At 63.2% G+C, this 23,777-nt stretch carries 19 protein-coding genes; 6 read left to right on the top strand and 13 right to left on the bottom strand.

Going from position 1 to position 23,777, the window contains the following annotated elements; genetic code table 11:
• Positions 1 to 12 precede the first annotated feature (12 nt).
• Together MUN81_RS16695 and MUN81_RS16700 are read left to right on the top strand one after the other, a co-directional pair.
• Positions 13 to 807 (top strand): M48 family metallopeptidase, encoded by a 795-nt coding sequence (locus MUN81_RS16695; protein WP_245112438.1) that lies wholly within the window; start codon positions 13 to 15, stop codon positions 805 to 807.
• 66 nt (positions 808 to 873) lie between these two features.
• On the top strand, positions 874 to 1,434 hold the full coding sequence (locus MUN81_RS16700; protein ID WP_245112440.1) for a hypothetical protein: 561 nt from the start codon (positions 874 to 876) through the stop codon (positions 1,432 to 1,434).
• A gap of 138 nt (positions 1,435 to 1,572) precedes the next feature.
• Here MUN81_RS16700 and MUN81_RS16705 read toward each other — a convergent pair.
• The 3 genes from MUN81_RS16705 to MUN81_RS16715 all read right to left on the bottom strand — a co-directional run bounded on the left by MUN81_RS16705 (position 1,573) and on the right by MUN81_RS16715 (position 4,463).
• Positions 1,573 to 2,327 (bottom strand): IS5 family transposase gene (locus MUN81_RS16705; RefSeq protein WP_245110381.1). Its coding sequence is split into 2 segments (ribosomal slippage): positions 1,573 to 1,997 and positions 1,997 to 2,327, totalling 756 coding nucleotides; the frame shifts between segments, so codons are not numbered across the junction.
• A gap of 31 nt (positions 2,328 to 2,358) precedes the next feature.
• Entirely contained in the window at positions 2,359 to 3,066 is a 708-nt protein-coding gene (locus MUN81_RS16710) for an alpha/beta fold hydrolase (RefSeq protein WP_245112442.1), read from the bottom strand.
• A complete protein-coding gene (locus MUN81_RS16715; RefSeq protein ID WP_280638207.1) occupies positions 3,066 to 4,463 on the bottom strand; it encodes a Mur ligase family protein in 1,398 nt (465 codons plus the stop codon). Before MUN81_RS16715 ends, MUN81_RS16710 begins: the two co-directional genes overlap by 1 nt.
• 303 nt (positions 4,464 to 4,766) lie before the next feature.
• On the opposite strand from MUN81_RS16715, the gene dnaB reads away from it, so the two are divergent.
• Positions 4,767 to 7,406, top strand: a complete 2,640-nt coding sequence (dnaB, locus tag MUN81_RS16720; RefSeq protein WP_245112443.1) for a replicative DNA helicase — start codon at positions 4,767 to 4,769, stop codon at positions 7,404 to 7,406.
• A gap of 169 nt (positions 7,407 to 7,575) precedes the next feature.
• Here dnaB and MUN81_RS16725 read toward each other — a convergent pair whose 3' ends face one another.
• The 5 genes from MUN81_RS16725 to MUN81_RS16745 all read right to left on the bottom strand — a co-directional run bounded on the left by MUN81_RS16725 (position 7,576) and on the right by MUN81_RS16745 (position 13,446).
• Positions 7,576 to 8,826 carry a 5-(carboxyamino)imidazole ribonucleotide synthase gene (locus MUN81_RS16725; protein WP_245112457.1) on the bottom strand — a complete coding sequence of 417 codons (1,251 nt, stop codon included), beginning with the start codon at positions 8,824 to 8,826 and terminating at the stop codon, positions 7,576 to 7,578.
• The gene (gene purE, locus MUN81_RS16730; protein ID WP_245112459.1) at positions 8,823 to 9,335 is read right to left on the bottom strand and encodes a 5-(carboxyamino)imidazole ribonucleotide mutase; all 513 of its coding nucleotides are present in this window, start codon (positions 9,333 to 9,335) and stop codon (positions 8,823 to 8,825) included. The genes MUN81_RS16725 and purE overlap by 4 nt, the downstream gene beginning before the upstream one ends.
• A 152-nt stretch (positions 9,336 to 9,487) precedes the next feature.
• Positions 9,488 to 10,765, bottom strand: a complete 1,278-nt coding sequence (locus MUN81_RS16735) for a dihydroorotase (RefSeq protein ID WP_245112461.1) — start codon at positions 10,763 to 10,765, stop codon at positions 9,488 to 9,490.
• 96 nt (positions 10,766 to 10,861) lie between these two features.
• Positions 10,862 to 11,842: an aspartate carbamoyltransferase catalytic subunit gene (locus MUN81_RS16740; protein ID WP_245112466.1), complete on the bottom strand. Its 981-nt coding sequence runs from the start codon at positions 11,840 to 11,842 to the stop codon at positions 10,862 to 10,864.
• A gap of 566 nt (positions 11,843 to 12,408) precedes the next feature.
• A complete protein-coding gene (locus MUN81_RS16745; protein WP_245112468.1) occupies positions 12,409 to 13,446 on the bottom strand; it encodes a quinone-dependent dihydroorotate dehydrogenase in 1,038 nt (345 codons plus the stop codon).
• A 334-nt stretch (positions 13,447 to 13,780) separates the two neighbouring features.
• Between MUN81_RS16745 and MUN81_RS16750 the strand changes: the two genes are divergently transcribed.
• Positions 13,781 to 14,551 (top strand): TSUP family transporter, encoded by a 771-nt coding sequence (locus MUN81_RS16750; RefSeq protein ID WP_245112470.1) that lies wholly within the window; start codon positions 13,781 to 13,783, stop codon positions 14,549 to 14,551.
• 77 nt (positions 14,552 to 14,628) lie between these two features.
• Here the strand turns inward: MUN81_RS16750 and MUN81_RS16755 are convergent, their stop codons facing one another.
• The 3 genes from MUN81_RS16755 to MUN81_RS16765 form a co-directional block, all read right to left on the bottom strand.
• A complete protein-coding gene (locus MUN81_RS16755; protein ID WP_245112472.1) occupies positions 14,629 to 15,894 on the bottom strand; it encodes a PepSY-associated TM helix domain-containing protein in 1,266 nt (421 codons plus the stop codon).
• A gap of 20 nt (positions 15,895 to 15,914) precedes the next feature.
• Positions 15,915 to 18,416 (bottom strand): TonB-dependent receptor, encoded by a 2,502-nt coding sequence (locus MUN81_RS16760; protein ID WP_245112474.1) that lies wholly within the window; start codon positions 18,414 to 18,416, stop codon positions 15,915 to 15,917.
• Positions 18,417 to 18,644: 228 nt separating this feature from the next.
• Positions 18,645 to 19,694, bottom strand: a complete 1,050-nt coding sequence (locus tag MUN81_RS16765) for an LLM class flavin-dependent oxidoreductase (protein ID WP_245112475.1) — start codon at positions 19,692 to 19,694, stop codon at positions 18,645 to 18,647.
• A 132-nt stretch (positions 19,695 to 19,826) separates the two neighbouring features.
• On the opposite strand from MUN81_RS16765, the gene MUN81_RS16770 reads away from it, so the two are divergent.
• Entirely contained in the window at positions 19,827 to 20,540 is a 714-nt protein-coding gene (locus MUN81_RS16770) for a dienelactone hydrolase family protein (protein ID WP_245112477.1), read from the top strand.
• A 234-nt stretch (positions 20,541 to 20,774) separates the two neighbouring features.
• On the opposite strand, the gene MUN81_RS16775 is transcribed toward MUN81_RS16770, so the two are convergent.
• Both MUN81_RS16775 and MUN81_RS16780 read right to left on the bottom strand, forming a co-directional pair.
• The gene (locus tag MUN81_RS16775) at positions 20,775 to 21,809 is read right to left on the bottom strand and encodes a bile acid:sodium symporter family protein (protein WP_245112479.1); all 1,035 of its coding nucleotides are present in this window, start codon (positions 21,807 to 21,809) and stop codon (positions 20,775 to 20,777) included.
• Between the two features lie 140 nt (positions 21,810 to 21,949).
• Positions 21,950 to 22,471, bottom strand: a complete 522-nt coding sequence (locus MUN81_RS16780; protein ID WP_245112481.1) for a hypothetical protein — start codon at positions 22,469 to 22,471, stop codon at positions 21,950 to 21,952.
• 188 nt (positions 22,472 to 22,659) lie between these two features.
• Between MUN81_RS16780 and MUN81_RS16785 the strand changes: the two genes are divergently transcribed.
• The gene (locus tag MUN81_RS16785; protein ID WP_245112482.1) at positions 22,660 to 23,703 is read left to right on the top strand and encodes an SDR family oxidoreductase; all 1,044 of its coding nucleotides are present in this window, start codon (positions 22,660 to 22,662) and stop codon (positions 23,701 to 23,703) included.
• Positions 23,704 to 23,777 lie beyond the last annotated feature (74 nt).

The raw sequence follows: 23,777 nt of genomic DNA on the forward strand, positions 1-23,777 counted from the left end.
TTCCTCCGTACCATGCTCAAAAAACTCACCCTCGTTGCCAGCCTGGCCTTCGTGGCCGCCTGCTCCACGGTGCCCATCACGGGACGCCGCCAGCTCAGCCTCGTGAGCGACACCGAAATCAACACCCTGGCCGCCCAGCAATACCGCGAGGTGATTGCCAAAGGCCCGCTGTCCACCAACTCGCAGGACGTGGCGCTGGTGCGCCGCGTGGGCCAGCGCATTCAGAGCGCCGTGGAAACCTACTTCCGCCAGCAAAACGCCTCCGACCAGCTGGCCGGCTACCAGTGGGAATTCAACGTGATTCAGGACAAGCAGGAAAATGCCTGGTGTATGCCCGGCGGCAAAGTGGCCGTGTACACCGGCATTCTGCCCATCACGCAGGACGAAAACGGCCTGGCCGTGGTGATGGCGCACGAAATTGCGCACGCCGTGGCCAAGCACGGCTCCGAGCGCATGAGCCAGGGCTTGGTGCAGCAATTGGGCGGACAGGCCCTGTCGGCGGCCCTCTCTACCAACGCCCCGGCCACCCAGCAGCTTGCGCTGCAGGCATTTGGCGTGGGCTCGCAGATTGGCCTGTTGAAATATGGCCGCAACCAGGAGTCGGAAGCCGACCACCTGGGCCTGATTTTCATGGCCATGGCCGGCTACAATCCCGACGGCGCCATCACCTTCTGGCAGCGCATGGATGCCCGCGAAAACGCCGCTTCGCCGCCCGAATTCCTTTCCACTCACCCCTCCAACGGCACCCGCATCGCCGACATCCAACGCGAATTGCCGGAAGCCCGTAAGTACTACGCAGCCCGCTAGTGCGTTGCCAGAAAGCCAGAATTATCGGGTGATAATTCTGGCTTTTTCCGCTTTTCCTTTCCCGCTATGAAATTGCTTCCGCGTCTGCTTGGCTTGGGTTTGTTAGGCCTGCTGCTGGCTTTGGTCACCATGTCCTGCGAAAGCAGCAAGACGGCCACCAACGAATTTGGCAGCCCCAACCGCATCAAAGGCGAGGTGATTGCCAAGCCCGAGAGCCGGCAAATCGTGCACTTCACCGACTCCAGCACCGAGTACAAAACGCCCCGCAGCGAGCTGGCCAAAGCCTTTATCCGCCAGTTCAACGACGGCACCGTGGTCGACAAAATCCAGGTGCGCAAGGCCCCCGTCGATTCCGGGACCGTGGCCACGTACTATCTCATCGGCATGGGCCTGCGAGCGGGCACGTTCCGGGCCATGGCCCTGCCCCTCACCAGCGGCGGCGACAACACCTTCTACCTGCGCCCTTCGGCCGAGCGCTACACCCTGAGCAGCACCGGCTGCCCGGCCTGCTTTTTCAACTTCGAGAACGGCCGCATCGTGAGCACCAGCTGCTCCGAAAGCTCGCCCGGCAGCCACTGCGACCTCAAGATTGAACCCAACAACGAGCTGTTTGCCAACGCCCGATGACCACGCGCAACAAATGGCTGCTCCGCGCTGCCCTCGCCGCCCTGGCCCTGCTCATCACCACCGACAAGAAGCCCCCCAAAACACCAAAAAAGCCCGCCGAATAGCGGGCTTTTTTTTTTATGAAGTGACTAGGAAGTGTTAACAGTCGCGTAGCCACAGGACGGTTGCAGCGAGGTGAATAAAGGCCAAAAAATGCGCATCGAGTTTGTCATACCGGGTGGCCACGCGGCGAAACTGCTTGAGGCGGCTGAAAAGGCGCTCAATGGGGTGACGTTGGGCGTAACGCGCCGCGTCGTAGCCCCGCGGGTAGCGGCGCTTGCACCGGGGCGGAATCACGGCACAGGTGCCGCGGGCAGCCAGGGTGGCCACGAGCGGGTCGGAATCGTAGCCCCGGTCGGCCACGAGGTAGGCCGGGGCCAGCCCGTCGAGCAGCGGCAGCGCTTGCGGGGCGTCGTGGCGCTGGCCGGCTGTCAGGCTGCCGCGCACGAACCGGCCCCCAGCGTCGGCCACCGCGTGCAGCTTGGTGGTCAATCCGCCGCGGCTACGCCCCAGGGCTTGCGGCCCGTTTTTTTGCGTGCCCCGCTCGCGTGTTGGTGCACCCGCACGGTGGTCGAGTCGACCAGCAGCGTGTGCAGCGCGTCGTCCTCTTGCACGGCGGCCAGCACCCGGGCCCACACGCCCGAGGCGGTCCAGCGCTGGAAGCGCGTGTATGTTGTGTGCCAGTTGCCCCACGCGGCCGGCAAGGCACGCCAGCGGCAGCCGTTGCGCAACAACCACAGCACCGCTTCTACAAAACGGCGGTTGTCCTGGCCCCGGCCACCTTTCGTGCCTTCCCGACCCGGCAGCAGCGGCGCGATGCGGGCCCACTGCGCGTCTGTGAGCAAATAATCCATACCCCAAATTAATACCTACTGTTAACACTTCCTAGTGGGAATGAGCCGATGCGAAGCGGTGAATGCGTTTTGCCAAGTCTGGAAGGTCAGCTTTTTCGATGGGGTGCGGCGTGTTGGGCAGCACGGCATACTGCACCTGCGGAAGCTGCCCGGCCACCATCCTGCTGGCCTCTCCTTGGTTGGCCGTCAGGTCGCCGTCGCCCACCAGCACCTGCACGGGCACCCTAATGGCGGCAAAGTCGGCAGCGGCCAGCGGCGGGGCGGCACCGGCGGTCTCCATCAGGCGGGCCGTGGCGCGCACCACTTCGGCCCAGTCGGCGGGCGCGTGGCGCCGGCGCAGCACCTCCGCGAAGGCCGGCACTTTGGCCTGCATCTTCTCAGGGTCGAGGAATCTGGTTTCGGCCGCGGCGCTTTCCGGCGACCAGTCCAGCTTGGTGCCCAGCGTGGTGATGCTGGCAAACCGGGCTGGCTCCCGGCGGGCTGCCAGCAGCGCCGCGTAGCCGCCCATGCTGTAGCCAAACACGTGGGCCGGAGCAGTTTCATGCCCCCGGAGGAATGCCAGCACTTCCTCAGCAAAATGCGGCAGCGTGAAGTTTTCAAAGCTCACCTCGCTCCCACCGTGGCCGGAAAATGCAAACGATTTCACCGTAAAGTCAGCCACCAGCAGCTCGGCCAGCGGCGCCAACGTGGCGGGGCTGCCCAGGGCACCGTGCAGAAGCAGAAGCGTCGGCCGTTCCATCAGCCCGTGATTTCAGTAGCCAGCGCCGTCAAGTTCAACCCGTCAAACGTGCCAGAGGACATGAGCAGCAGGTTGGCGTTGGACCACTGCTGGGCGCGCAGGAAGGCGGCCAGCTCGGCGCTGTCGGTAATGACTTTGATGTCGGGGCGCTGAAAAGCCTCGGCCACAGTGGCGGCGGCCAGCGGCGGCAGGCGCTTGTGCTCCAGCACGTGGGGATTAAAATACACCACGGCCACGTCGGGCGCATCGAAGCAGTGCGCGTACTGCGGCAGGAAATCGGGGTTGAGGCTGCTGAAGGTGTGCAGCTCCAGGCAGGCCACCAAGCGGCGCTGCGGAAACTGTTTTTTCAGGGCCGTGGCGGTGGCTTTGAGCTTACTGGGCGCATGGGCAAAGTCCTTGTACACCACCGACGTTGCGCCTTCCTTCACCAGCTCCAGCCGCCGCGCCGCGCCGGGGAACGAGGCCACCGACTTGAAGAAATCCTTGCCCTTGATGCCCAGCTGCTTGCAGACCTCCTTGGCCGCCGAGATGTTGCGCAGGTTGTGCTCGCCAAATACCTGGATGGGCACTTCCTCGTCTTTCTTGTTGATGAGGAAGGTTTTGCCGTTGCGAATGACGTGCTCGTGCGGGCCATAGCCGATGTAGGTCACGTCGGGATTGGTGGGCACGCTCACCAGCTGCACCTGCTCGTCGTCGCGGTCGTAGATGAGCACGCCGGCCTTGGGCGTCATGTCGGCGAAGATGCGGAACTGTTCGCGGTAGATTTCCTCGGTCGGAAACACGTTGATGTGGTCCCAGCTGATGCCCGAAATCACGCCAATGTGATGCTGGTAGAGGTGAAACTTGGGCCGCCGGTCCACCGGCGAGGACAGATATTCGTCGCCTTCGATGATGATGATGGGCGCGTCGGTCAGCTGCACCATGAGGTCGAACCCCGCCAGCTGGGCGCCCACGGCGTAGTCGAACTGCCGGCCGTGGTAGCGCAGCACGTGCAGAATGCAGGCCGTGATGCTGGTTTTGCCGTGCGAGCCGCCAATGACGATGCGCTGCTTGTCGCGGCTGGCCTCGTAGATGTACTCGGGGAAGGAATACACCTTCAGGCCCAGTTCCTGGGCGCGCTGCAGCTCGGGGTTGTCGGGGCGGGCGTGCATGCCCACAATCACGGCGTCGAGGTCGGGGGTGATGCTGGCGGCGTCCCAGCCTTCCCGGGCGGGCAGCAGGCCGGCGGCGGCGAGGCGGCCGCGGGCGGGCTCAAAAATTTCGTCGTCGGAGCCCGTCACGCGGGCGCCCTGGCGGTGCAGGGCCAGCGCCAGGTTGTGCATGATGCTGCCGCCCACGGCGATGAGGTGGACGCGCTGCGGCGCAGCGGATTGCGGAAGAAGAATATCGGAAGCCAAATCAGTTGGTGGTTAGTTGTCGGTTGCTCGTTGTCAGCCAGGAAGCGCCGCGGGCTACGCGCACCACCGCCGTCGTGGGTGCCCAAACTGACAACGGACAACGAACAACTGACAACTCAAAAGCAAGGCCGCGAAAGTACAAACGCCCGGCCGCCGGGGCCATTCCATAGCCAAAAGAATCGAATTTTCCACCTGCACATTTTCCCCGCCTCGCGGGTTAGCTTTGTATACGAGGCGTGCCCGCTGCATTTTTTTAAGCGGGCCGCCCGTTTTCCCTTCCCGCTCTAATTCCCATACCCACCGATGCAAGACCGGATGGACGACCGCCTGAAACAATCCGCCGCCCGCGCTAAAGCTGCGCTGGCCAGCCGCGGAACGTCGGGTGTGGTCCCGTTTAATGCCAGCGCCGCTGGCAAGCTGCCGCCCCAGGCCCCCGAGCTCGAAATGGCCGTGCTCGGCGCCCTGATGCTGGAAAAAGACGCCCTCACCTCGGTGATTGACCTGCTCAAGCCCGAGAGCTTTTATAAGGACGCGCACCAACGCATCTACCGCGCTGTGATTCGCTTGTTTGATAAATCCGAGCCCATCGACCAGCTCACCGTGGTGCACGAGCTGCGCGAGATGGGCGAGCTCGAAGCCTGCGGCGGCCCCTTCTACGTGGCCAACCTCACGCTGAAAGTGAACTCGGCGGCCAATGTGGAATACCACGCCCGCATCATCACCGAAACCGCCATCAAGCGCGAGTTGATTCGGATTTCGAGCGAGATTCAAAAGGACGCCTTCGAGGACACCACCGACGTGTTCAAGCTGTTGGACGACACCGAATCGGCCCTGTTTGAGGTGTCCGAGTCGAACATCCGTAAGAACTTCGACGACATGCGGAGCTTGATGGGCAAGGCCATCAAAGAGCTGGAAGAAAAGAAGAACCAGAGCGACGGCCTCACGGGTGTGCCTACCGGATTTACCGCCCTGGACCGCGTCACGAGCGGCTGGCAACCGTCTGACCTGGTGATTATTGCCGCTCGCCCTGGCATGGGCAAGTGCTTGGGCAAAGGCACGAAGGTGCTGATGTACGACGGCGATCTGCGCAACGTGGAAGACGTGCTGCCCGGCGACCTGCTGATGGGCGACGACTCGACCCCACGCCGGGTGCTGAGCATTGCCCGCGGCCGCGAAAACATGTACTGGGTGCGCCAGAACAAGGGCGACGACTACCGCGTGAACGAAAGCCACATTCTCTCGCTGAAACGCTCGCGCAACGAAGGGCCGCACCGCCACGGCGAGGTGCTGAACATTACCGTGAAGGACTGGCTAGCCAAAGGTCCCAAGTTTCGCTCGAATTACAAGGGCTATAAAGTGCCCGTGGAGTTTGAAGCGCAGGAGCTGCCCGTCGACCCGTATTTCCTGGGCGTGTGGCTGGGCGACGGCGCCAGTAGCAACTGTCGCATCACTGGCCAGAACCCCGAAATCATTGACTACCTGCACGAATACGCCGCTGCTCTGAATATGCAGGTGACGGTGGGCGTGGTGGAAAACCGCTGCAACAGCTACGGCATCACCCGGGGCCGGCAGGGCGGCAACATTGCCGAATACTCCTTACAGGACGAGTTGCGGCAGTTGGGCGTTCTCGATAACAAGCACATCCCGCGCGCCTACGCCATCAACTCGACCGAAAACCGCCTGCGCCTGCTGGCCGGTTTGATTGACAGCGACGGTCACCTCGACCCGGTGTCCAACGGCTACGAAATCACCCAGAAAAACCACCGCCTGGCCCGCCAAATCAAATTTTTGGGCGACTCGCTGGGCTTCCGCACCTCGCTCACGAAGAAGCGCGCCACCATCTCCAGCATCGGCTACGAGAGCGAAGTGTGGCGCGTGCGCCTCTACGGCGACATTAACCGTGTGCCGGTGCGCGTGGCCCGCAAAAAAGCGCAGCCCTGGGCCTCGCCCGTCGATTGGCGCCAGACCGGCATCACCGTCGAGTTCGACAAAGTTGATGACTACTACGGCTTCGAGATTGACGGCAACCGTCTGTTCCTTCTGCAAGACATGACGGTGACGCATAACACGGCGTTCGTAGTATCGGCCATGCGCAACGCGGCGGTCGATTTCAAGAAAGCCGTAGCCATCTTCTCGCTGGAAATGTCTTCGCTGCAGCTCGTCAACCGCCTGATTTCGGCCGAGGCGGAGCTGGACTCGGAGAAAATTAAAAAGGGCAGCCTCGCCGACCACGAGTGGCAGCAGCTCAACCACAAAATCACAGCCCTTTCGGCCGCGCCGATTTACATTGATGACACGCCCGGCCTAAGCATTCGCGAACTACGCACCAAGTGCCGCCGCCTGCGCTCGCAGAAGGACGTGCAGATGATTATCGTCGACTACCTGCAGCTGATGAGCGGTAACACCGACGGCCGCGGCGGCAACCGCGAACAGGAAATTGCCAGCATCTCGCGGGCCCTCAAGGGCATTGCCAAGGAGCTGAACGTGCCCGTGCTGGCCCTCTCGCAGCTTTCGCGCTCGGTGGAAACCCGCGGCGGCGACAAGAAGCCGCAGCTGAGTGACCTTCGCGAATCGGGCTCCATCGAGCAGGACGCCGACATGGTAATCTTCCTTTACCGCCCCGAGTATTACGGCCTCGACCAGGATGCTGAAGGCAACTCAACCCAGGGCGTGGGTGAAGTCATCATTGCCAAGCACCGAAACGGCTCCCTCGAAACCGTGCAGCTCAAGTTCATCGGCAAGTACACCAAGTTTGCTGACCTCGACGGCATGGGCGGCTTCGACCCCAGCGGCTACCAGCCCATGGGCCTGCCCGCCAGCAACTTCGACAGCGAGCCCAGCTCCTTCGCGCCGAACACCATTCGCCTGGGCTCCAAGATTAACGAGTCGCCGGTGCCCTTCCCCAAGAGCAACTTCAACGCTCATGAAGACCCGCCTTTTTAATTGATAGTGTCAGGCGTTGTCCTAGTTTTTGAAGCTTCTAAACTGCTGCTTGGTTCGGGCGTTGCCGTACTGATTTTTGCTCTTGTTCAGCCCGGTTGCCAGAAGGATATTGGCCCAGGGTTGGGCGGAGCCACCTGTTTGATGAGCTTTTTTGTAAGAAAGCCCGCTTTTAACCAACGTCCAGCCCCGGCAAGCCGAGCAATCCAGCGACTCGCTGCGCCACGCCCTTGACACTGGCCACGTCCGGGCCGGTGACGGTCAGGTGGCCCATCTTGCGGCCTGCCCGGGCGTCCAGCTTTCCGTAGAGGTGCAGGTGGGTGCCTGGTAGGCTCAGCACGGCGGTCCAGTCCGGCTCCCGCCGCTGGCCGCTGGCGTCAAGCCACACCTCGCCCAGCAGGTTGAGCATGATGGCAGGGGAATGCTGGCGCGGCTGCGGCAAGGGCAAGCCCGCCATGGCGTGAACCTGCAGGTCGAACTGCGACGCGTCGCAGGCGTCGAGGGTGTAGTGGCCGCTGTTGTGCGGGCGGGGGGCCATCTCGTTCACCACCAGGCCGCCGTGCGCGCTGCCGTCGTCCACCACAAAAAATTCCACGCACAGCACCCCAACGTAGCCAAGGTGTTGCGCAATGGAAACGGCCGCCTCGCGGGCCCTCGTGGCCAGGGCAGCCGGCATGTTTCCTTCGTACGCGTGGGTCACAGCCAAAATGCCGTCGACGTGCACGTTGAGCTGCGGGGCGAAGCTCACAACCTGCCCATCCCAGCCGCGCGCCACCAGCACCGAACATTCGGCGGTGAGCGGCAGCATCTTTTCCAGCACGCAGGCCACGCTGCCCAGCTCTGCCCAGGCCGCAACCAGCTCAGCGGCGGTTTTCACGCGGACCTGACCCTTGCCGTCGTAGCCCATTCGGGCGGTTTTCAGGATGCCGGGCAGCAAGTAGGCCCTTTCATTCAGCACGGCCTGCAGCTGGGCCGGCGTTTCAATTACCGCGTAGGGCGCGCAGGTCACGCCCGACACGGTCGCGCAGGCCACGAAGTGAGCTTTTTCTTCGATGCGGTTTTGGGCGATGCCCACCACGGCCGCGCCCGGCGCCACGGGGCGGGTCTGCGCCAGCGTTTGCAGGGCCTGGGCGGGCACATTTTCAAACTCGGTGGTGATGGCCTGGCACAAGTTGGCCAGCTCGGCCAGCCCGGCCGGGTCATTGTAATCAGTCTGGATGTGGTGATGGCTCACCTGCCCGGCCGGACTTTGCGCGTCGGGCTCCAGCACGGCAGTGAAGTAGCCCAGGCGCTGGGCAGCGTGCACAAACATGCGGCCCAGCTGGCCGCCGCCCAGTACCCCCAGCGTGGCCGGCTGGCCCGCGGCATCTACGCTGCCTGGCAAAACGGGGGTCATGGCCGCTACGTGAGCAATGGCACTCATACCGGCAATGTCATGGCGCGGGCCGCCTCGGTTTGTTCGACGCGAAACGCCTGCAGCTTAGTCGCCAGGCCAGGGTCGTGCAGGGCCAGCATGCTCACAGCAAACAGCGCGGCATTCGCCGCCCCGGCCGTGCCGATGGCAAACGTAGCCACGGGCACTCCTTTGGGCATTTGCACGATGCTGTGCAGCGAATCGACGCCCTGCAAATGGCGGCTGGCCACCGGCACTCCCAGCACGGGCACCGTGGTTTTAGCGGCCATCATGCCCGGCAAGTGGGCTGCCCCGCCCGCGCCGGCAATGATGGCCTGCAGGCCGCGCGGGCCGGCTTGTTCGGCGTAGGCAAACAAGTCGTCGGGCATGCGGTGGGCCGACACCACGCGTGCTTCGTGCGCCACGCCAAACTGCGTGAGTATCTGCACGGCGTGCTGCATGGTGTCCCAGTCGCTGCTGGAACCCATGACCACGCCGATGAGGGGCTGGGGGGAGGAGGAAGAGGAGGTAGTGCTCATTGAAATTATTTGGTGGTCATGCCGAGCAAAGCCGAAGCATCTCGCGTGTAGCAGTAATCCAATCGTCTAACGATGTTGATTAGTTATAGCACTCGAGATGCTTCGGCTGCGCTCAGCATGACGTTCTGTTTTGTGCCTGTCTTCGTCCCCAATTAACGCTCCAGCAGTACCTCCGTGCCCAGCACCACCAGGTCTACGCTGCCTTTCAGGGTCTGGTCGATGAAGGGCGTGTTCTGGGATTTCGATTTCATGAAGTCCTTCGTGAACGTCGTTTCCGCATCGGTATCGAACAAGACGCAATCGGCGGGCTGGCCGACTTCGATGGCGGCTACCGGCAGGCCCATCAGGCGGCGGGGCTCGGCCGAGTAGCGCTTCACCACCAGGTCCCAGCCAAATTTGCCGGGCGCCACAAAGTGGTGATAGAGCGAAACCAGGGCCGTATCGAGGCCGGTGATGCCGTTGGGCGCACTGATGAAATCCTGGGCTTTCTCGAACGGTGTGTGCGGCGCGTGGTCGGTGGCAATGAGGTCGAGCACGCCTTCCTTGAGCCCTTCGAGCAGCGCGTCGCAATCGGCCTGCGTGCGCAGCGGCGGGTTCATCTTATAGTTCGTATCGTAGTCGCCGATGTGCTCGTCGGTGAAGAGCAAGTGGTGCGGGGCCACTTCGGCCGTCACTTTCACGTCGCCGCGCGATTTCCACCAGCGGATGGTTTCCATGCCGAGCTTGCTCGACACGTGCTGGATGTGCACATGGGCGCCCGCCGCCCGGGCCAGGCGAATGTCGCGGTCGATGATGATTTCCTCGGCGCAGGCCGGCGAGCCCTTGATGCCGAGCCGGTAGCTCATCACGCCTTCGTTGAGGGCGCGCGGCCCGGCCAGCTCCGGCACCTCGCAGTGGCTGGCGAAAAACATCCCGAACTCGGTGGCATACTGCATGGCCCGCAGCAGCACCGCCGGGTCGGCCGTGGTGTCGCCGTCGTCGGTCAGCATTTTCACGCCGAGCTCGCGCATGCCTTCAATTTCGGCCAACTCCTTGCCCTCGCGGTTCTTGGTCACGCAGCCGGACGTATACACCGGAATGCGGGCCCGGTCGCGGGCATTTTCCAGCACGGTGGCTACAGCGGTGGCCGAGTCGAGGGCCGGGCGGGTGTTGGGCATCATCACTACGCCGGTTATGCCGCCGTTGATGGCGGCTTCGCTGCCCGTGGTAATGGTTTCCTTGTTCTCAAAACCCGGCGCACGGAAATGTACGTGGGCATCAAACATGCCCGGCATCAGAATTCGGCCGCGCGCGTCAATGACACGGGCGCCCTCAGGAATGGCTAGGTTGCTGCCGATGGCCTGAATTTTTCCTTCGACAATCAGGACATCGCTCTCGAGCAGGACGGGTGAATTTTCGGAGGCAATGCGGGCGTTTTGAAGGAGAAGCATGAATGGATGAGGGGTGTAAATCGGCAAAGGGTGTGGGAATATTCTGGCTGTTGAAGAAGGAAATACACGGGCGGAACCAGCCGAAGCAGTTGCCGCTTAGGGCATAATCACCGTCGAGCCGGCTCGCGGCTGAGCCGCATACGCCTCCTGCTTCGGGAAGTCGCCGCCCGGCGTGAGCCAGTCGAGCACGGCCATGCGCACGGAGATGCCGTTTTCGACCTGGTTGGTAATCAGGCTGCGCTCGTAGTCCATCACGGCGTCGCACAGCTCAACGCCCCGGTTCACCGGGCCAGGGTGCATGATGTAGAGGCCCTTGTCGCTGATTTCCGCCAGCCGGGTATTGGTGATGCCGTAGACGCGGTGGTATTCGCGGACGCTGGGGAAAAACTGCACGTCCTGGCGCTCCAGCTGCACCCGGAGCAGGTACACCACGTCGGGCGCCCAGGCCATGGCCGCCTCGTAGTCGGTGAAGCGCGGAATACTGGCCGGCACGTACTTGGGCACCAGCGAGCCCGGGCCGAGGTAGGCTACTTCGATGCCCAGCTTCTGCAGCAGCGTGCTGGTGGAGCGCGCCACGCGGGAATGCAGAATATCACCGATGATGAGGACCTTTTTGCCCCGGGGGTCGGGGAATTTCTCCTTGATGGTGAAGGCGTCCAGCAGGGCCTGAGTGGGGTGCTCGTGGGCCCCGTCGCCGGCATTGATGACCGACGCGGTGGTTTGGCGGGCAATCATGCCGGGCAGGCCGGAATGGCTGTGGCGCACCACGATGTAATCGGTGCGCATGGCCTGCAGCGTCTCGATGGTTTCGCGCACCGACTCGCCCTTGGTGATGGAGGAATGGTCGACGTTGAAGTTCGTGACTTCGGCCGAGAGGCGCTTGGCCGCGACCTCAAAGGAGGAGTGCGTGCGCGTGCTGGCCTCGTAGAAGAGCATGAGCACGGATTTACCTTCGAGGGCAGGGATTTTTTTCACCGAGCGGGTGAACAGTTTTTTGAAGGACGTGGATTGGTCGAGCAGGAACTCGATTTCCTCACGGTGAAGGGATGCGATGTCGAGCAGGTCTTTACGTGCCATACCGAAGTGGAGAAAACAAGTAGTGGTCAGAAGGAAGAACGTGTAAGACTAGCTGCTTTCGAGGCGCTTACATCGCATGCGAGCTGTGATGAATGCCGGAGCTGCAGGGCAGTCAACGAACTCATCGGACATAAAAAAACCGTTTCGGAATCCGAAACGGTAACGGGGCAACAGGCAGAAAAACCAACGGAAATAGCAGTGGCCAAATCGGGAGAACCGATGGCGGCGAAGGCCTTCCGGCCTTCCCGCGGTTCCCGGCCGAGCAGGGTTCCGCGCTTCATCAACGGATGGTTTGGTTGAAGCATGGTGCAAAACTACGGAATTGTTAAGCCCGGTAATTCATTGGAAACGTTAAGTTTTTTTTGTGCTGTTTTTCTCACCTTTTATTTCCTCGCTAACGGTCTAAACCACGCTCTTTTTGTCAGTCTTTTCGCCGTCAAAAAAAATTATGGCGTGCGTAGCCAATTGCCTGGCAAGCGTCGTCCGGCCTAACTTTAGCTCTTTATTCCGCCCGCCTCAGCTGGCAGCCTATCCTGAGCGGCGACCTTCAGGCGAAAGCCAACGCGCTACTTCCCCCGCGCCAACGCCTTGTTAATTCGGCTCACCAGCGCCGGGCCCTCGTACACAAAGCCCGTGTACAGTTGAATGAGCGACGCCCCGGCGGCCAGCTTTTCCTGGGCATCGGCGGCCGAGTGAATGCCGCCGGCGCCGATGATGGGCAGCTCGCCCTGGCTGCGCTGGTGCAGGTAGCGAATGACCTCGGTGGCCCGCGCCCGCAGCGGCCGGCCGCTCAGGCCCCCCGCTCCCAGCGCCGCCACCTTGCCGGCATCGGTGGCCAGGCCTTCCCGACTGATGGTGGTATTGGTTGAGACCAGGCCGCTGAGCTTGGTTTCGCGGGCAATGTCGAGAATGTCGTCCAGCTGCGAATTGGTCAGGTCCGGGGCAATTTTCAGCAGCAGGGGGCGCGGTTGGGCGCGGCGCAGGTTGCGTTCCTGCACCTGCTGCAGCAAGTCTATTAGGGGTTCTTTTTCCTGCAGCTGGCGCAGGTTGGGCGTGTTGGGCGAGCTCACGTTCACCACAAAGTAGTCGACCTGTTCGGCCAGTGCTTCAAAACAGGCCACGTAGTCTTCGGCGGCGCGCTCGTTGGGCGTGTCCTTATTCTTGCCGATGTTGCCGCCGATGATAAGCTGCCTGTTGCGGCGCCGCGCGAGCCGCGCGGCCACGGCGGCGGCACCGTCGTTGTTGAAACCCATGCGGTTGACCAGGGCCTCGTCTTGCGGCAGGCGGAACAGGCGCGGCTGCGGGTTGCCGGCCTGCGGGCGGGGCGTCACGGTCCCGATTTCTATAAATCCAAAGCCCAGCGTGGCCAGCTCATCAGTTAGCGCCGCGTTCTTATCAAACCCCGCCGCCAGCCCCACCGGGTTCGGAAACTTCAGCCCGAACACCTCGCGGGCCAAACTCGGGTGCTGAAAATTGTACAGGCCCTGGAGGAGGGCCTTGGCGCCCGGCACCCGGGCCACCCGCCGCAGGTTGTCGAAAACCAAGTGGTGGGCGCGCTCAGCGTCGAGGTTAAACAGTGCGGGTTTGACGAGGGCCTTGTACATGTGTGATGGTTAGCCGGCCCCGCCTCGCGGTTGAGCCTATGGGGTTGGTTGCCTTCGGCCAGGCGGAGGGGTTGCGGCACCAAAGTACGGCCCCCGCAACCGCGCGCGCAACGCCGGGGCCCGCTAGCAGGCCCCGGCGGCGCCCCCGTCTTCCATGGCGCTGTGTCGGAGCTTGCACCAACATTGAGGCACTCTGCATAGCCAATGGCAAGAAAAATAAGCGGTGCGTCGCGCGAGCTATGCCATTGATTTTGATGCCGAACCCCGTGCCTCCGCCCAGCATTGCCCACACTGAATATTCCCGTTGGGCCGGGCTCGCCGCTACCTTCGCGCCATGACGGCTTCGCTGCTACTGCTTTACTTTTTTGCCTTTCTGGCCGGGTTTATTGATGCGCAGGTGGGCGGCGGCGGACTGATTCAGCTGCCGGCCATGCTGCTGCTGCTGCCGGGCGTGCCCTATTCCACGGTGCTGGGCACGGGCAAGGTGGCCAGTTTGGCGGGCACGGCCGCGGCGCTGCGCCGCTACCTGGGCGGGCCCGATGCCGTGCCGTTGCGTTGGCGCACGGTGGCCATCACAGCACTAGTGGCGGGTGGTTTTGCGCTGCTGGGGGCGCGGGCGGCCAGCAGCCTGCACAAGGAAGCGGTGCGGCCGCTGGTGTTGGCGTTGCTCTCGGCCATGGCCGTGTACACGTTCTGGCGCAAGGATTTTGGCAGCATCCACGCCCCGCGCCTGCAGGGCAAGCGCGAAATCATCACGGGCATCGTGCTGGGCTCGGCCATCGGGTTTTACGACGGCTTTTTTGGGCCCGGCACGGGCAGCTTGCTGCTGTTTGTCTTCGTGGGATTGTTTGGCTATGATTTTCTGGCCGCTTCGGCTTCGGCCAAGTTCGTGAACGTGGCCACCAACATTGCCGGGCTCATCTTCTTTATCTCGACCGGGCAAGTGCTGTATAAGGTGGCCGTGCCCATGGCCATTTGCAACATGCTGGGCTCTACGCTGGGGGCACGCATGGCCCTGCGGCGCGGCAGCAGCTTTGTACGGGCACTTTTTCTGGTGGTGGTCGGCGCGTTTATTCTGCGGCTGAGCTGGGACACGTTTGCGTAGTCCCCCCAAGCTGTGCCTGTGCTCGGCAGCATACCTTGGCCGTCGTTCAACTAAACCCAAGCGCAGCTTGGGGGTACTTAAACGGCCTGCAGCTGCGGCTGCTTCTTGCCCTTTTTGCGGATGCGGTTCAGCCACATAACAGTGCCCGTGACGGGGAACGTGGCGCCCAGCAGTGCAATAACAAAAGCCAGCACCTTGGTGGACAGGCCCCCAATGGCGCCCGTGTGCACCGGCTTGAACAGCCCGCGAATGCGCTGGCCCACGGGCCGCTGGGCATACGTCTGCCCGCTGATGACCTGGCCGGAATATTGGTCCAGGTACACCTCGTCGGTGGCGTTTTCGGTAATGGCGCCGGGGCGCAGCACGGCCACGCGGATGCTGCCGGTGGCCTCTTTTGGCAGCTGCACCGAGTAAAACTCCGCATCCGGAGCCTGCTGGCGGGCCAGGGTCAGCACGGCATCGGCACCGACTTTGGCGACGGGTTCGGCGGCCGCGGCGGGTACCACGGATACCGGCGGCTCGGGCCGCTTCAGGGGCGAATGGGTGAGCTTGTTGATGCCCGCGCCCACCCAATCGAAGGACATGCCCACGCCGGTAAGCGCCATCACGAACAGAAAGAGCGAAGCATAAAAGCCCAGCACAATGTGAAAATCGTGGTTGAGGCGCTTCCAGCCGCTGCCCCACTTCACCGTGAGGCGGGGCGTGAGAGCCTTGCGCGCCGCGGGCCACCACAGCACCAGGCCCGTGCCCAGAATGAACAGGAAAATCGAGGCGCTCACGCCCATCACCAGCTTGCCGATTTTGCCGGCCACCAGCCCGCGGTGCAGCTGCTCCACGGTGTGGAAAAACGTTTCGCGCGGGTTGATTTCGCCCAGGATAGCGCCCGTGTAGGGGTTTACGTAGATGCGGGGGCCTCCCCCGTCGCCTTTGCCCTTGCCTTTGCCGGGGCCGCCCTCGCCAGGCTTGGCAGTGGCGGGACCGGCGCCTTCCGCGCGGGCTTTGCCATCGCCGGAGCGTGGGCCTTTGGCGCCTTCGCCACCCTTGCCGCCGGGGCCACCGGCCAGGCTCACCTCCATGCTGCGGGCGGGGTCGGCGTATACCTTAAAGCCGCCGATTTTGGCCTTGGGCTTGTAGGCCTGCACGGCGGTAGTTAGCTGAGCCAGCGACAGCGCGGACGTAGTAGCCGGAGCCACAGTGTACCGCTCCGGGTGCCAGGCTTGCTCTATCTCTTTTTCAAAAACCAGGATGCTGCCCGTGAGGCACACGAACACAATCACCAGGCCCGAGGCCAAGCCGAGGTAGAGGTGAATGTTGCGAATGAAGCGTTTGAACGGGCTTTTCATGGCGGGCAAATTACGGCTGATTACAGCTTATAGCTCAGCGTGGCCGAGAAGGTGCGGGGCGCAATGGGATTGATGCTGTTGTCGTCGTGCAGGTTGTAGCTCAGCTCGTTGAGCAGGTTCGCCATCTTGAAGCGCAACGAGAACCGGTCGTAGGAATAGCCCAGCGAAGCATCGAACAGGAAATAGTCGGGCACCGAAATCAATTGGAAAGCGTCACTGCCCGAAGCCCAGGGACGGCCGGTGCTAGGGTCGAGCAGGCGGGTGTTGCGGCCGCCCACCCGGTCGCCCACGTAGTAGGCCGTGAAGCCGGCGTTCAGGCCGCGCAGGGTGGCGTTGTTGGCAAACACGTTGGCGAAGCTGTAGAACAGGCTCGCGTTGGCCGTGTGGGCGGGGTTGTAGCGCAGGCGGCTGCCGTTTTCGTAAATGTTGCTCTTGGTGTAGGTGGTGGTGTTGTAGCTGTAGCCGGCAATGAGCGAAATGCCGTTGAGCGGGCGGCTCTGCACGTCCACTTCCACGCCCTGGCTCGTCACTTCGCCGGCCAGCTCCTGGGGCGCCGCCACGCGGCTGGTGGCAAAGCGCGGGTCGGTGGGCAGAATGGCCTGGGCCTGGTTGCTGTTCACGATGCGGTAGCCGGTCACGTTGGCCGACAGCGCGCCTTTGAACAGCTCGTTTTTCATGCCCACTTCGTACTGGTCGATAAGCGACGGCGCCAGCGCCCCGCCCTGCTCGTCGAAGCCGGAGTTGGGCGTGAAGGAATTGGAGTAAGACGCAAACAGCGAGGTGGTTTTGATGGGCTGGTACACCAGGCCCAGGCGCGGCGAAAATGCGTTGTCGTAGCGGCGGTTTTCGGCCACGGTGGCGGCGTTGGTGGCGGGCAGCGCCAGGCCGGGGTAGGTGTACACGTCGGTGGGGGTTTCCTGGTAGCTCCAGCGCAGGCCGGCCAGTACCTTCACGTGGTCGAACAGGCTGATGAGGTCCTGGGCGTAGAAACCGGCGCGGCGGGTGTTGCCCAGCGTGCGGGTGTTGTAGCGCATGGCGTCGTAGCCGCTCACGGCGCCTTTGGGGCGGCCCAAGGCGCGGCTGGGGTCCAGAATATTGAGCGAGTCGTAGGCCTGCGCGATGAAGGACAGCGCGTTGGTGTTGTACTGGTCGGCGTCGGCGCCCACCAGCACCGTGTGCCCAATGCGGCCCGTGCGCAGGGTGCCGGTCAGGTCAATTTGGGCCAAGTAGTAGTTTTCGGCCGTCTGGGTGCGTTGCAGGTTGCGCTGCCAGTTGCCGTAGTTGCGGCCGGGCTTGATGACGTTGGCCGTGGGCCGGGCGGCGCTGCGCAGCTCATTATCATAGCGCTGGAAACCGGCCACGGCGCGCACCTGCCAGGTGTCGCTGAGGCGGCTGGTGAGGGTGGCCGTGGCGCTGCTCTGGTTGGTGGCGTTGGTGGCGTCGGCCGTGTTCAGGAAGCGGGTGCGCGAGTCAAAAATCTGGTAGTTGATGGCCCCGATGCCGTAATCAGGCGTGCGGTTGTCGCGCAGGTAGTCGCCTTCGATGACGAGGTCCGTCTTGGGCGTGAGTTTCAAAAGCAGCGAGGGATTCACGTACACGCGGTTGCTTTTCACGCCATCGCGGAAGCTGTCGCCGCGCTCATAGGTGCCGTTCAGGCGGAAGGCCACTTTCTGGCTCTGGCCCACGGCGCCGTACACGTCGAACTGCGGCTTCACGAAACCGAAGCTGCCCACGCGCAGCCCCACCGAGCCGCCGCGCTCAAACTGCGGCTTCTTGGTCACCAAGTTCAGGATGCCGCCGGCGGCCACGTTGCCGTACAGAATAGCGGCGCTGCCTTTCAGCACTTCCATGCGCTCCAGCGAGCTCACCTCCGGCATAATACCGTTGTTGAAGCGCACCCCGTTTTTGAAGGTGTTGGCGCTGCTGTAGGCAAAGCCGCGGCTGGCAATTTCTTCCTGGGTGCCGCCGGTAGCGCCCATCACATACACGCCGCTCACGTTGGCCAGCACGTCGCTCAGGCGCAGGGCCTGCTGCTGCTCCAGCACCTCGCGCTCGATGGTGACGGTGCTCTGGGGGTTGTCGAGGGGCGCGATGGGCATTTTGCCCACGCTCGGCGTGCGCTGGTTCAGGCTTTTGGCGCCCCGCACGGTCACTTCCTGCAGCTGCTGCTCGCCGGGCGCCAGGCGCACGGGCAGGGCGGCCACGGTCTGGCCGGGCTTCACTTCCACGGTCACTTCCTGCGGCGTGCAGCCCAGGCACGTCACCGTGAGCACCTGCCAGCCGGCCGGCGCCTGCAGGCGGAACGTGCCATCCGCGGCTGAATTAACGCCCAGCGAAGTGCCCTTCACGCGGATGGAAACTTGCTCAGCCGCCTGACCGTCGGCCAACTCAATGCGGCCGGTTACTTCCCCCGTCTGGTCATGGCGCTTGGCATGGCGATGGTGCGGGGCGTCGGACTGAGCAACACTAACCAACGGCAGCAGGCTACCAACAACGAGCAGGGGAAAAACAACTGAGCGCATAGCTTATTTAGACAGATTCAAAATACGGTGCAAAGGTGCAGCCTATTTAGAATTGTTCCAAATAAAGAAGTCGGGAAATTTGCTCATCCCTCCCACACTTCCAGCATCCATCAGCAATTTCATCAACCAAACAATTGACTACCAATAAAAAAGGCCAGCTATAAAGCTGACCTTTTCCTAAAGTACTTGCACAGCCGTTGGCGGAGCCGCTGCCGATGGCTGGCTGGTTCAAGCTGCCTCGGCCTCCTGCAAGGCGTTGGTGGGAGTCAGATGAAAGGCTTCGGCCAGCAGCTCGTAAGAGCGGCGGCGGTCCTCAAAATCGGCAGTGATGGTGACGGCGGTTATCTCGTCCACCTCATATTCGGCGGCCAGTTGGATGAATTGGGCATGCACTTGGTCGGGCGTGCCGCTCACCACGCGGTTGTGGTTGTGACGCAGGTGGGCCTGGTCTTCGGCCGTGAACTGGTAGGCGCGCACTTCCTCAGCCGACGGGAACGTGCGGAACTCACCGCGGTTGAAGCGGATGAGCTGCATGTCCATGGCCTTACGCAGTTCGTTGGCCTTTTCCTCCGTGTCGGCGCACAGCGTGAACACAGCCATGTTGGCCAGCGGCGTGGCCAGCTCCGGCGAAGGGCGGAAGCGCTGGCGGTACTGGCGCACGGCCTCGGGGCCGCCGTTGCCGTTGATGAATTGCGCGAAGGAAAAGGCCATGCCCAAGTGCGCCGCAAACAGGCCGCTCTGGCCGCTGGAGCTCAATATCCAGAGCTCCGGCGCGGTGGGCGACTGCGGAATGGCCATCACCCGCTCGTGAATGGTGTCGGGCACTTTCTCATCGCGCAGGTAGGCTTGCAGGTCCATGAGCTGCTCCACGAAGTCCTTCTCGTTGAACTGGTTATTGGGGTTGAGGGCATAGGCCGTGAGGCGGTCGGCGCCGGGGGCGCGGCCCATGCCCAGGTCGATGCGGCCCGGAAACAGGCTTTCGAGCATGCGGAAGTTCTCAGCCACTTTCAGGGCGCTGTAGTGCGGCAGCATGATGCCGCCCGAGCCCAGGCGAATGCGTTGGGTGTGGTTGCCGAGGTGGGCAATGAGGACTTCGGGCGTCGAGCCGGCCAGGGTGTTGGTGTTGTGGTGCTCGCTCACCCAGAAGCGGGTATAGCCGAGGCGGTCGGCCAGCTGGGCCAGCTCCACGGTTTCGAGCAGGGCCTGGCGGGGCGTAGCGCCCGGCCGGATGGGCGACTGGTCGAGGACGTTGAGGCGGATATTGGAGGGGGTGGTCATTTTCAGAGAGAGGAATAAGTATACAGAACCGCTGAAGGGCCCGTCCGGTTCGCCGGAGCCCGGGCCGGCCCTGGCATGAACAATTGCCGGCTCAGTTGTTACCCACCCGAACTCTCATCCATTCCTTCTTTAATGAGCGACCAGAACAACGTACTCATAACCGTGGCCGATGGCACCGAAATGCACGCCTACGCGGCATTCCCAAGCAACACCGGCCCGGTGCCGGGCATCATTCTCCTGCAGGAAGCTTTCGGCGTGAACCACCACATTCGCAGCGTGGCCGACCGGCTGGCGGCGGCTGGCTACGCCGTGGTGGCGCCCGAGCTGTTTCACCGCACCGCCGCGCCGGGGCTGGAAATTGCCTATACCGATTTCAACACCGTAGCCGCGCCGCACTTCCAGGCCATCACGGTGGAGGGCCTGACGGCCGACCTGCAGGCGGCGCACGCCTGGCTCAGCGGCCAAGTCTTGGTGATGGCCGATAAAATCGGAAGCGTGGGCTTCTGCCTGGGGGGTCGGGTGTCGTTCTTGGCCAATGCTGTGCTGCCGCTGGCGGCCGCCGTGTCGTACTACGGCGGGGGCACCCACCTGCTGAAGGACCGCGCCGCCGAGCTGCACGCCCCGCACCTTTTCTTCTGGGGAGGGCTCGATGCACACATCAAAAAAGAGCATATTGCCGAAGTAACAGATGCCGTGGATGCCGCCGGCAAGCCCTACATCAACACCGTCATTTCCTACGCCGACCACGGCTTCAACTGCGACGAGCGGCCCAGCTACCACCCGCAAGCCGCCGCCGAGGCCTGGGCTCTGACGCTGGCTTTCTTCAGGGAGAAGCTGGGGGCGTAAGGTTTAGTCTTTGTTATTGGGGCGTCATGCTGAGCGCAGTTGAAGCAGGACGTGTGTTTCGCCTGTCATCCTGAGCGCAGCGAAGGACTTTCTCATAGCGGAACGACTTGTTCGGCCGTGAGAAGGGCCTTCGCTGCGCTCAGGATGACAGGCGATTTTGATTACTGCCTTAAGTGAGATGCCTCAAGTGCACTCGGTCGGCAGCCTTTTTGCGCACAAAAGGCTTGCGCTTACTTAGACTGCCGCCACCGGCTCCCTCACAACTTGCCGGCCCAGATACTGCGCCATGCTGCTGGCCAGAATAATTTGCAGGGCATGATACAGCATCAGCGGCAGGAGAATAAGGCCCGTGGCCGCGCTGGCCGGAAACAGCAGGCTCGCCATTACGCTACCGTGCACCAGCGACTTTTTCGACCCGCAGAACACGGCCACAATCTGGTCGGCGCGTGGGAAGCGCAGGGCGCGGCTCAGGCCCCAGATTAGGGCAAACACCACCAGGTAGAGCAGCACCATGCCCGCGCCGAGCTTCACGATATCAGCCAAGCGGTAGCGGGTGAAAATGCCCTCGGCAAACGAATCGCAGAAGGCCGTGAAGACGATGAGCAGGATGGTGACCTGGTCGAACACACGCAAGCTAGCCTTGTGGCGCTCGGCAAAGGCGTGGAAGCGGGAATTGAGCAGCACCCCCGCCCCTACCGGCAGCACCACCTGCCAGAGCAGCTGCACCGCCAGGCCCCACAGCTGCCCGCCGCCCGTGCCGGTGTGCAGCACCACGCTGGTGAGCAGTGGCGTGAGCGCAATGCCCAACAGGCTGGAAATGCTGGCGTTGAAAATGGCCGCAGGCAGGTTGCCGCCGGCAATGCTCACCATCACCACCGACGTGGACACGGTGCTGGGCAAAGCACACAGAAAGAAGATACTTTGCCAAAGCAGGTCGCCGCTCTCACTGCCGAAAAACGGCCGAATGAGCAGCGCCAGGGCCGGAAACAGCGCAAATGTGGCCAGCTGCACCAGCAGGTGCAGGCGCCAGTTGCGCATGCCGGCCCGCAGCTTTTCCAAGCTCAGCTTCAGGCCATAGAAGAAAAACACCAGACCCACGCCCAGGGTGGTAATGGCTTTCCAAGGCACCGGGCTGGCCTTGCTGCCCAGGCCGGGCTGGAAATAGGCCAGCGCCACCACGCCAATAAGCGCGAGCAGAAACCAGTCGAGCCCGGCGCGGGACAACAGGGCGATGAAACGATTCGGGGCTGGGGCAAGGGGCTGCGTCATGCGCAAGAATACGCAAGCAGCCGCCTTTGGTGGTCCGTAGCTGTCATCCTGAGCAGCGCGAAGGACCTTCTCACGCCAGCACAATTGAGGCAAACGTGAGAAGGTCCTTCGCGGCGCTCAGGATGACGGACAATGTTGAGCTATTGGTCGCCGGGGCCACTGCCGAGGCCGGGCGGCGGGGTGCCTTGCACGCCCTGCACGTTGGGCACGCCCATTTTTTCTTCGCGCTTGCGCTGGTATTTGGCAAACTGCTGGGGCGTGAGCACGTCTTTGATGGCCGCGAGGCGGGAGCTGCCCACGGTTTCAACCACGCCGGCCAGCTTGCGCGGGTCGGCTTTGTAGCGCAGGCGGGCCGACTCCACGGCGTCGACGCTGCGGCGGTTGATGGCGCGCACTTTCTCGGTTTGCTGGGGCGTGAGGCCGAGGTTTTGCTGCATGTTGGTGGTGAGGCCGTTGCTGATGGCGTCGACCTTGGCGGCGTCGGCCACGGGCATGGGCTCTTCGGGGGCCGGCGCGGCCACCTTGGTTTTGGTTTTCACGCTAGCCTGGCCCACCGGCTTGGTCTTGGTTTTGACGGTGGTGACGGACTTGGCCGGTGCCTGGGCCAGCACGGCCGGCCCGGCGGCCACGGCCAGCAGCGAGGAGAGCAACAGAACTTTCATAAAATGCGGAGGGGGAAGCGCTATCACAGAAAAACGGGTGGCTGCGACGGGGTAAATATCGGCCGAAAACGCCGCTCTTTCAGCCCCTAACGCCTCGCCAACCACGTTTCGTGCCAGCCTGTGCCGAAAATCCGGCTTCCGAACCTCCTCCGTGCAACCTTTCGGGCCGGTTTGGCATACAACCTCCCATGAAAAACGACAAGCGCACTTCCAAGAACTGGCTGCTGGCCGCCGGCCTCGGCGCGGCGGCCCTGGCCGCCACGATGTGGGGCAACCGCCGCGGCTCCTACGACCTCACCCGGCGCGTCGTGCTCATTACCGGCGGCTCGCGCGGCCTGGGCCTTGTGCTGGCCCGCCAGGCCGTGGCCGAGGGCGCCCGCGTGGCCATCTGCGCCCGCGACGAGGCCGAACTGGCCCGCGCCCGCCAGGACCTGCTGAACGCCGGCGCCGCCGAGTCCGACGTGCTGACCCTGGCCCGCGACATCACCAACGAGGTGGAAGTGCGCACCATGGTGGCCGAAGTCGAGAACCGCCTCGGCCCCATCGACGTGCTCATCAACAACGCCGGCATCATCCTGGGTGGCCCGCTCGACAACATGGATTCACGCGACTACGAGGATTCCATGGCCATTCACTTCTGGGCGCCGCTGCACGCCATGCAGGCCGTGCTGCCCAGCATGCGCCGCCGGGGCGAAGGCCGCATTGTCAACATCTCTTCGCTGGGCGGCAAGGTAGCGCTCCCTCATATGGCCCCCTATAGCGCCAGCAAATTTGCCCTGGTGGGCTTGTCCGAAGGTTTCCGGGCCGAGCTGCAGCAGCACGGCATCACCGTGACGACGGTGTGTCCCGGCCTGCTGCGCACCGGCAGCCCCGACCACGCGCTGGTAAAAGGTCAGCAGAAAAAGGAATTTGCCTGGTTCAGCATCGCCGACTCGCTGCCCGGCATCACGATGAACGCCGAGCAGGCCGCCCGCCAAATCTGGAACGCCTGCCGCCGCGGCGATGGCGAAATCATTCTTTCGCTGCCGGCGAAGCTACTGGCCGCCTTCCACGGCCTGCTGCCCGGCACTACTACCGACATCCTGAGCTGGCTCAACCGCGCCCTACCGGCCACCGGCGAAAGCCCGGCCGCCAATGTGCGTCGCACGGGTTTCGAGAGTGAAACCGAGCTTACCCGCTCGCCAGTCACCACGCTCACGCGCAAGGCAGCGGTGAAAAACAACGAAGTATAAGTCCCCCAAGCTGTGCCTGGGCCCGTGAGCTCTGTTTTAATGCCGCTCTACAGGACCCAAGCGCAGCTTGGGGG

The sequence above is a fragment of the Hymenobacter sp. 5317J-9 genome (assembly GCF_022921075.1).
Taxonomy (GTDB): domain Bacteria; phylum Bacteroidota; class Bacteroidia; order Cytophagales; family Hymenobacteraceae; genus Hymenobacter.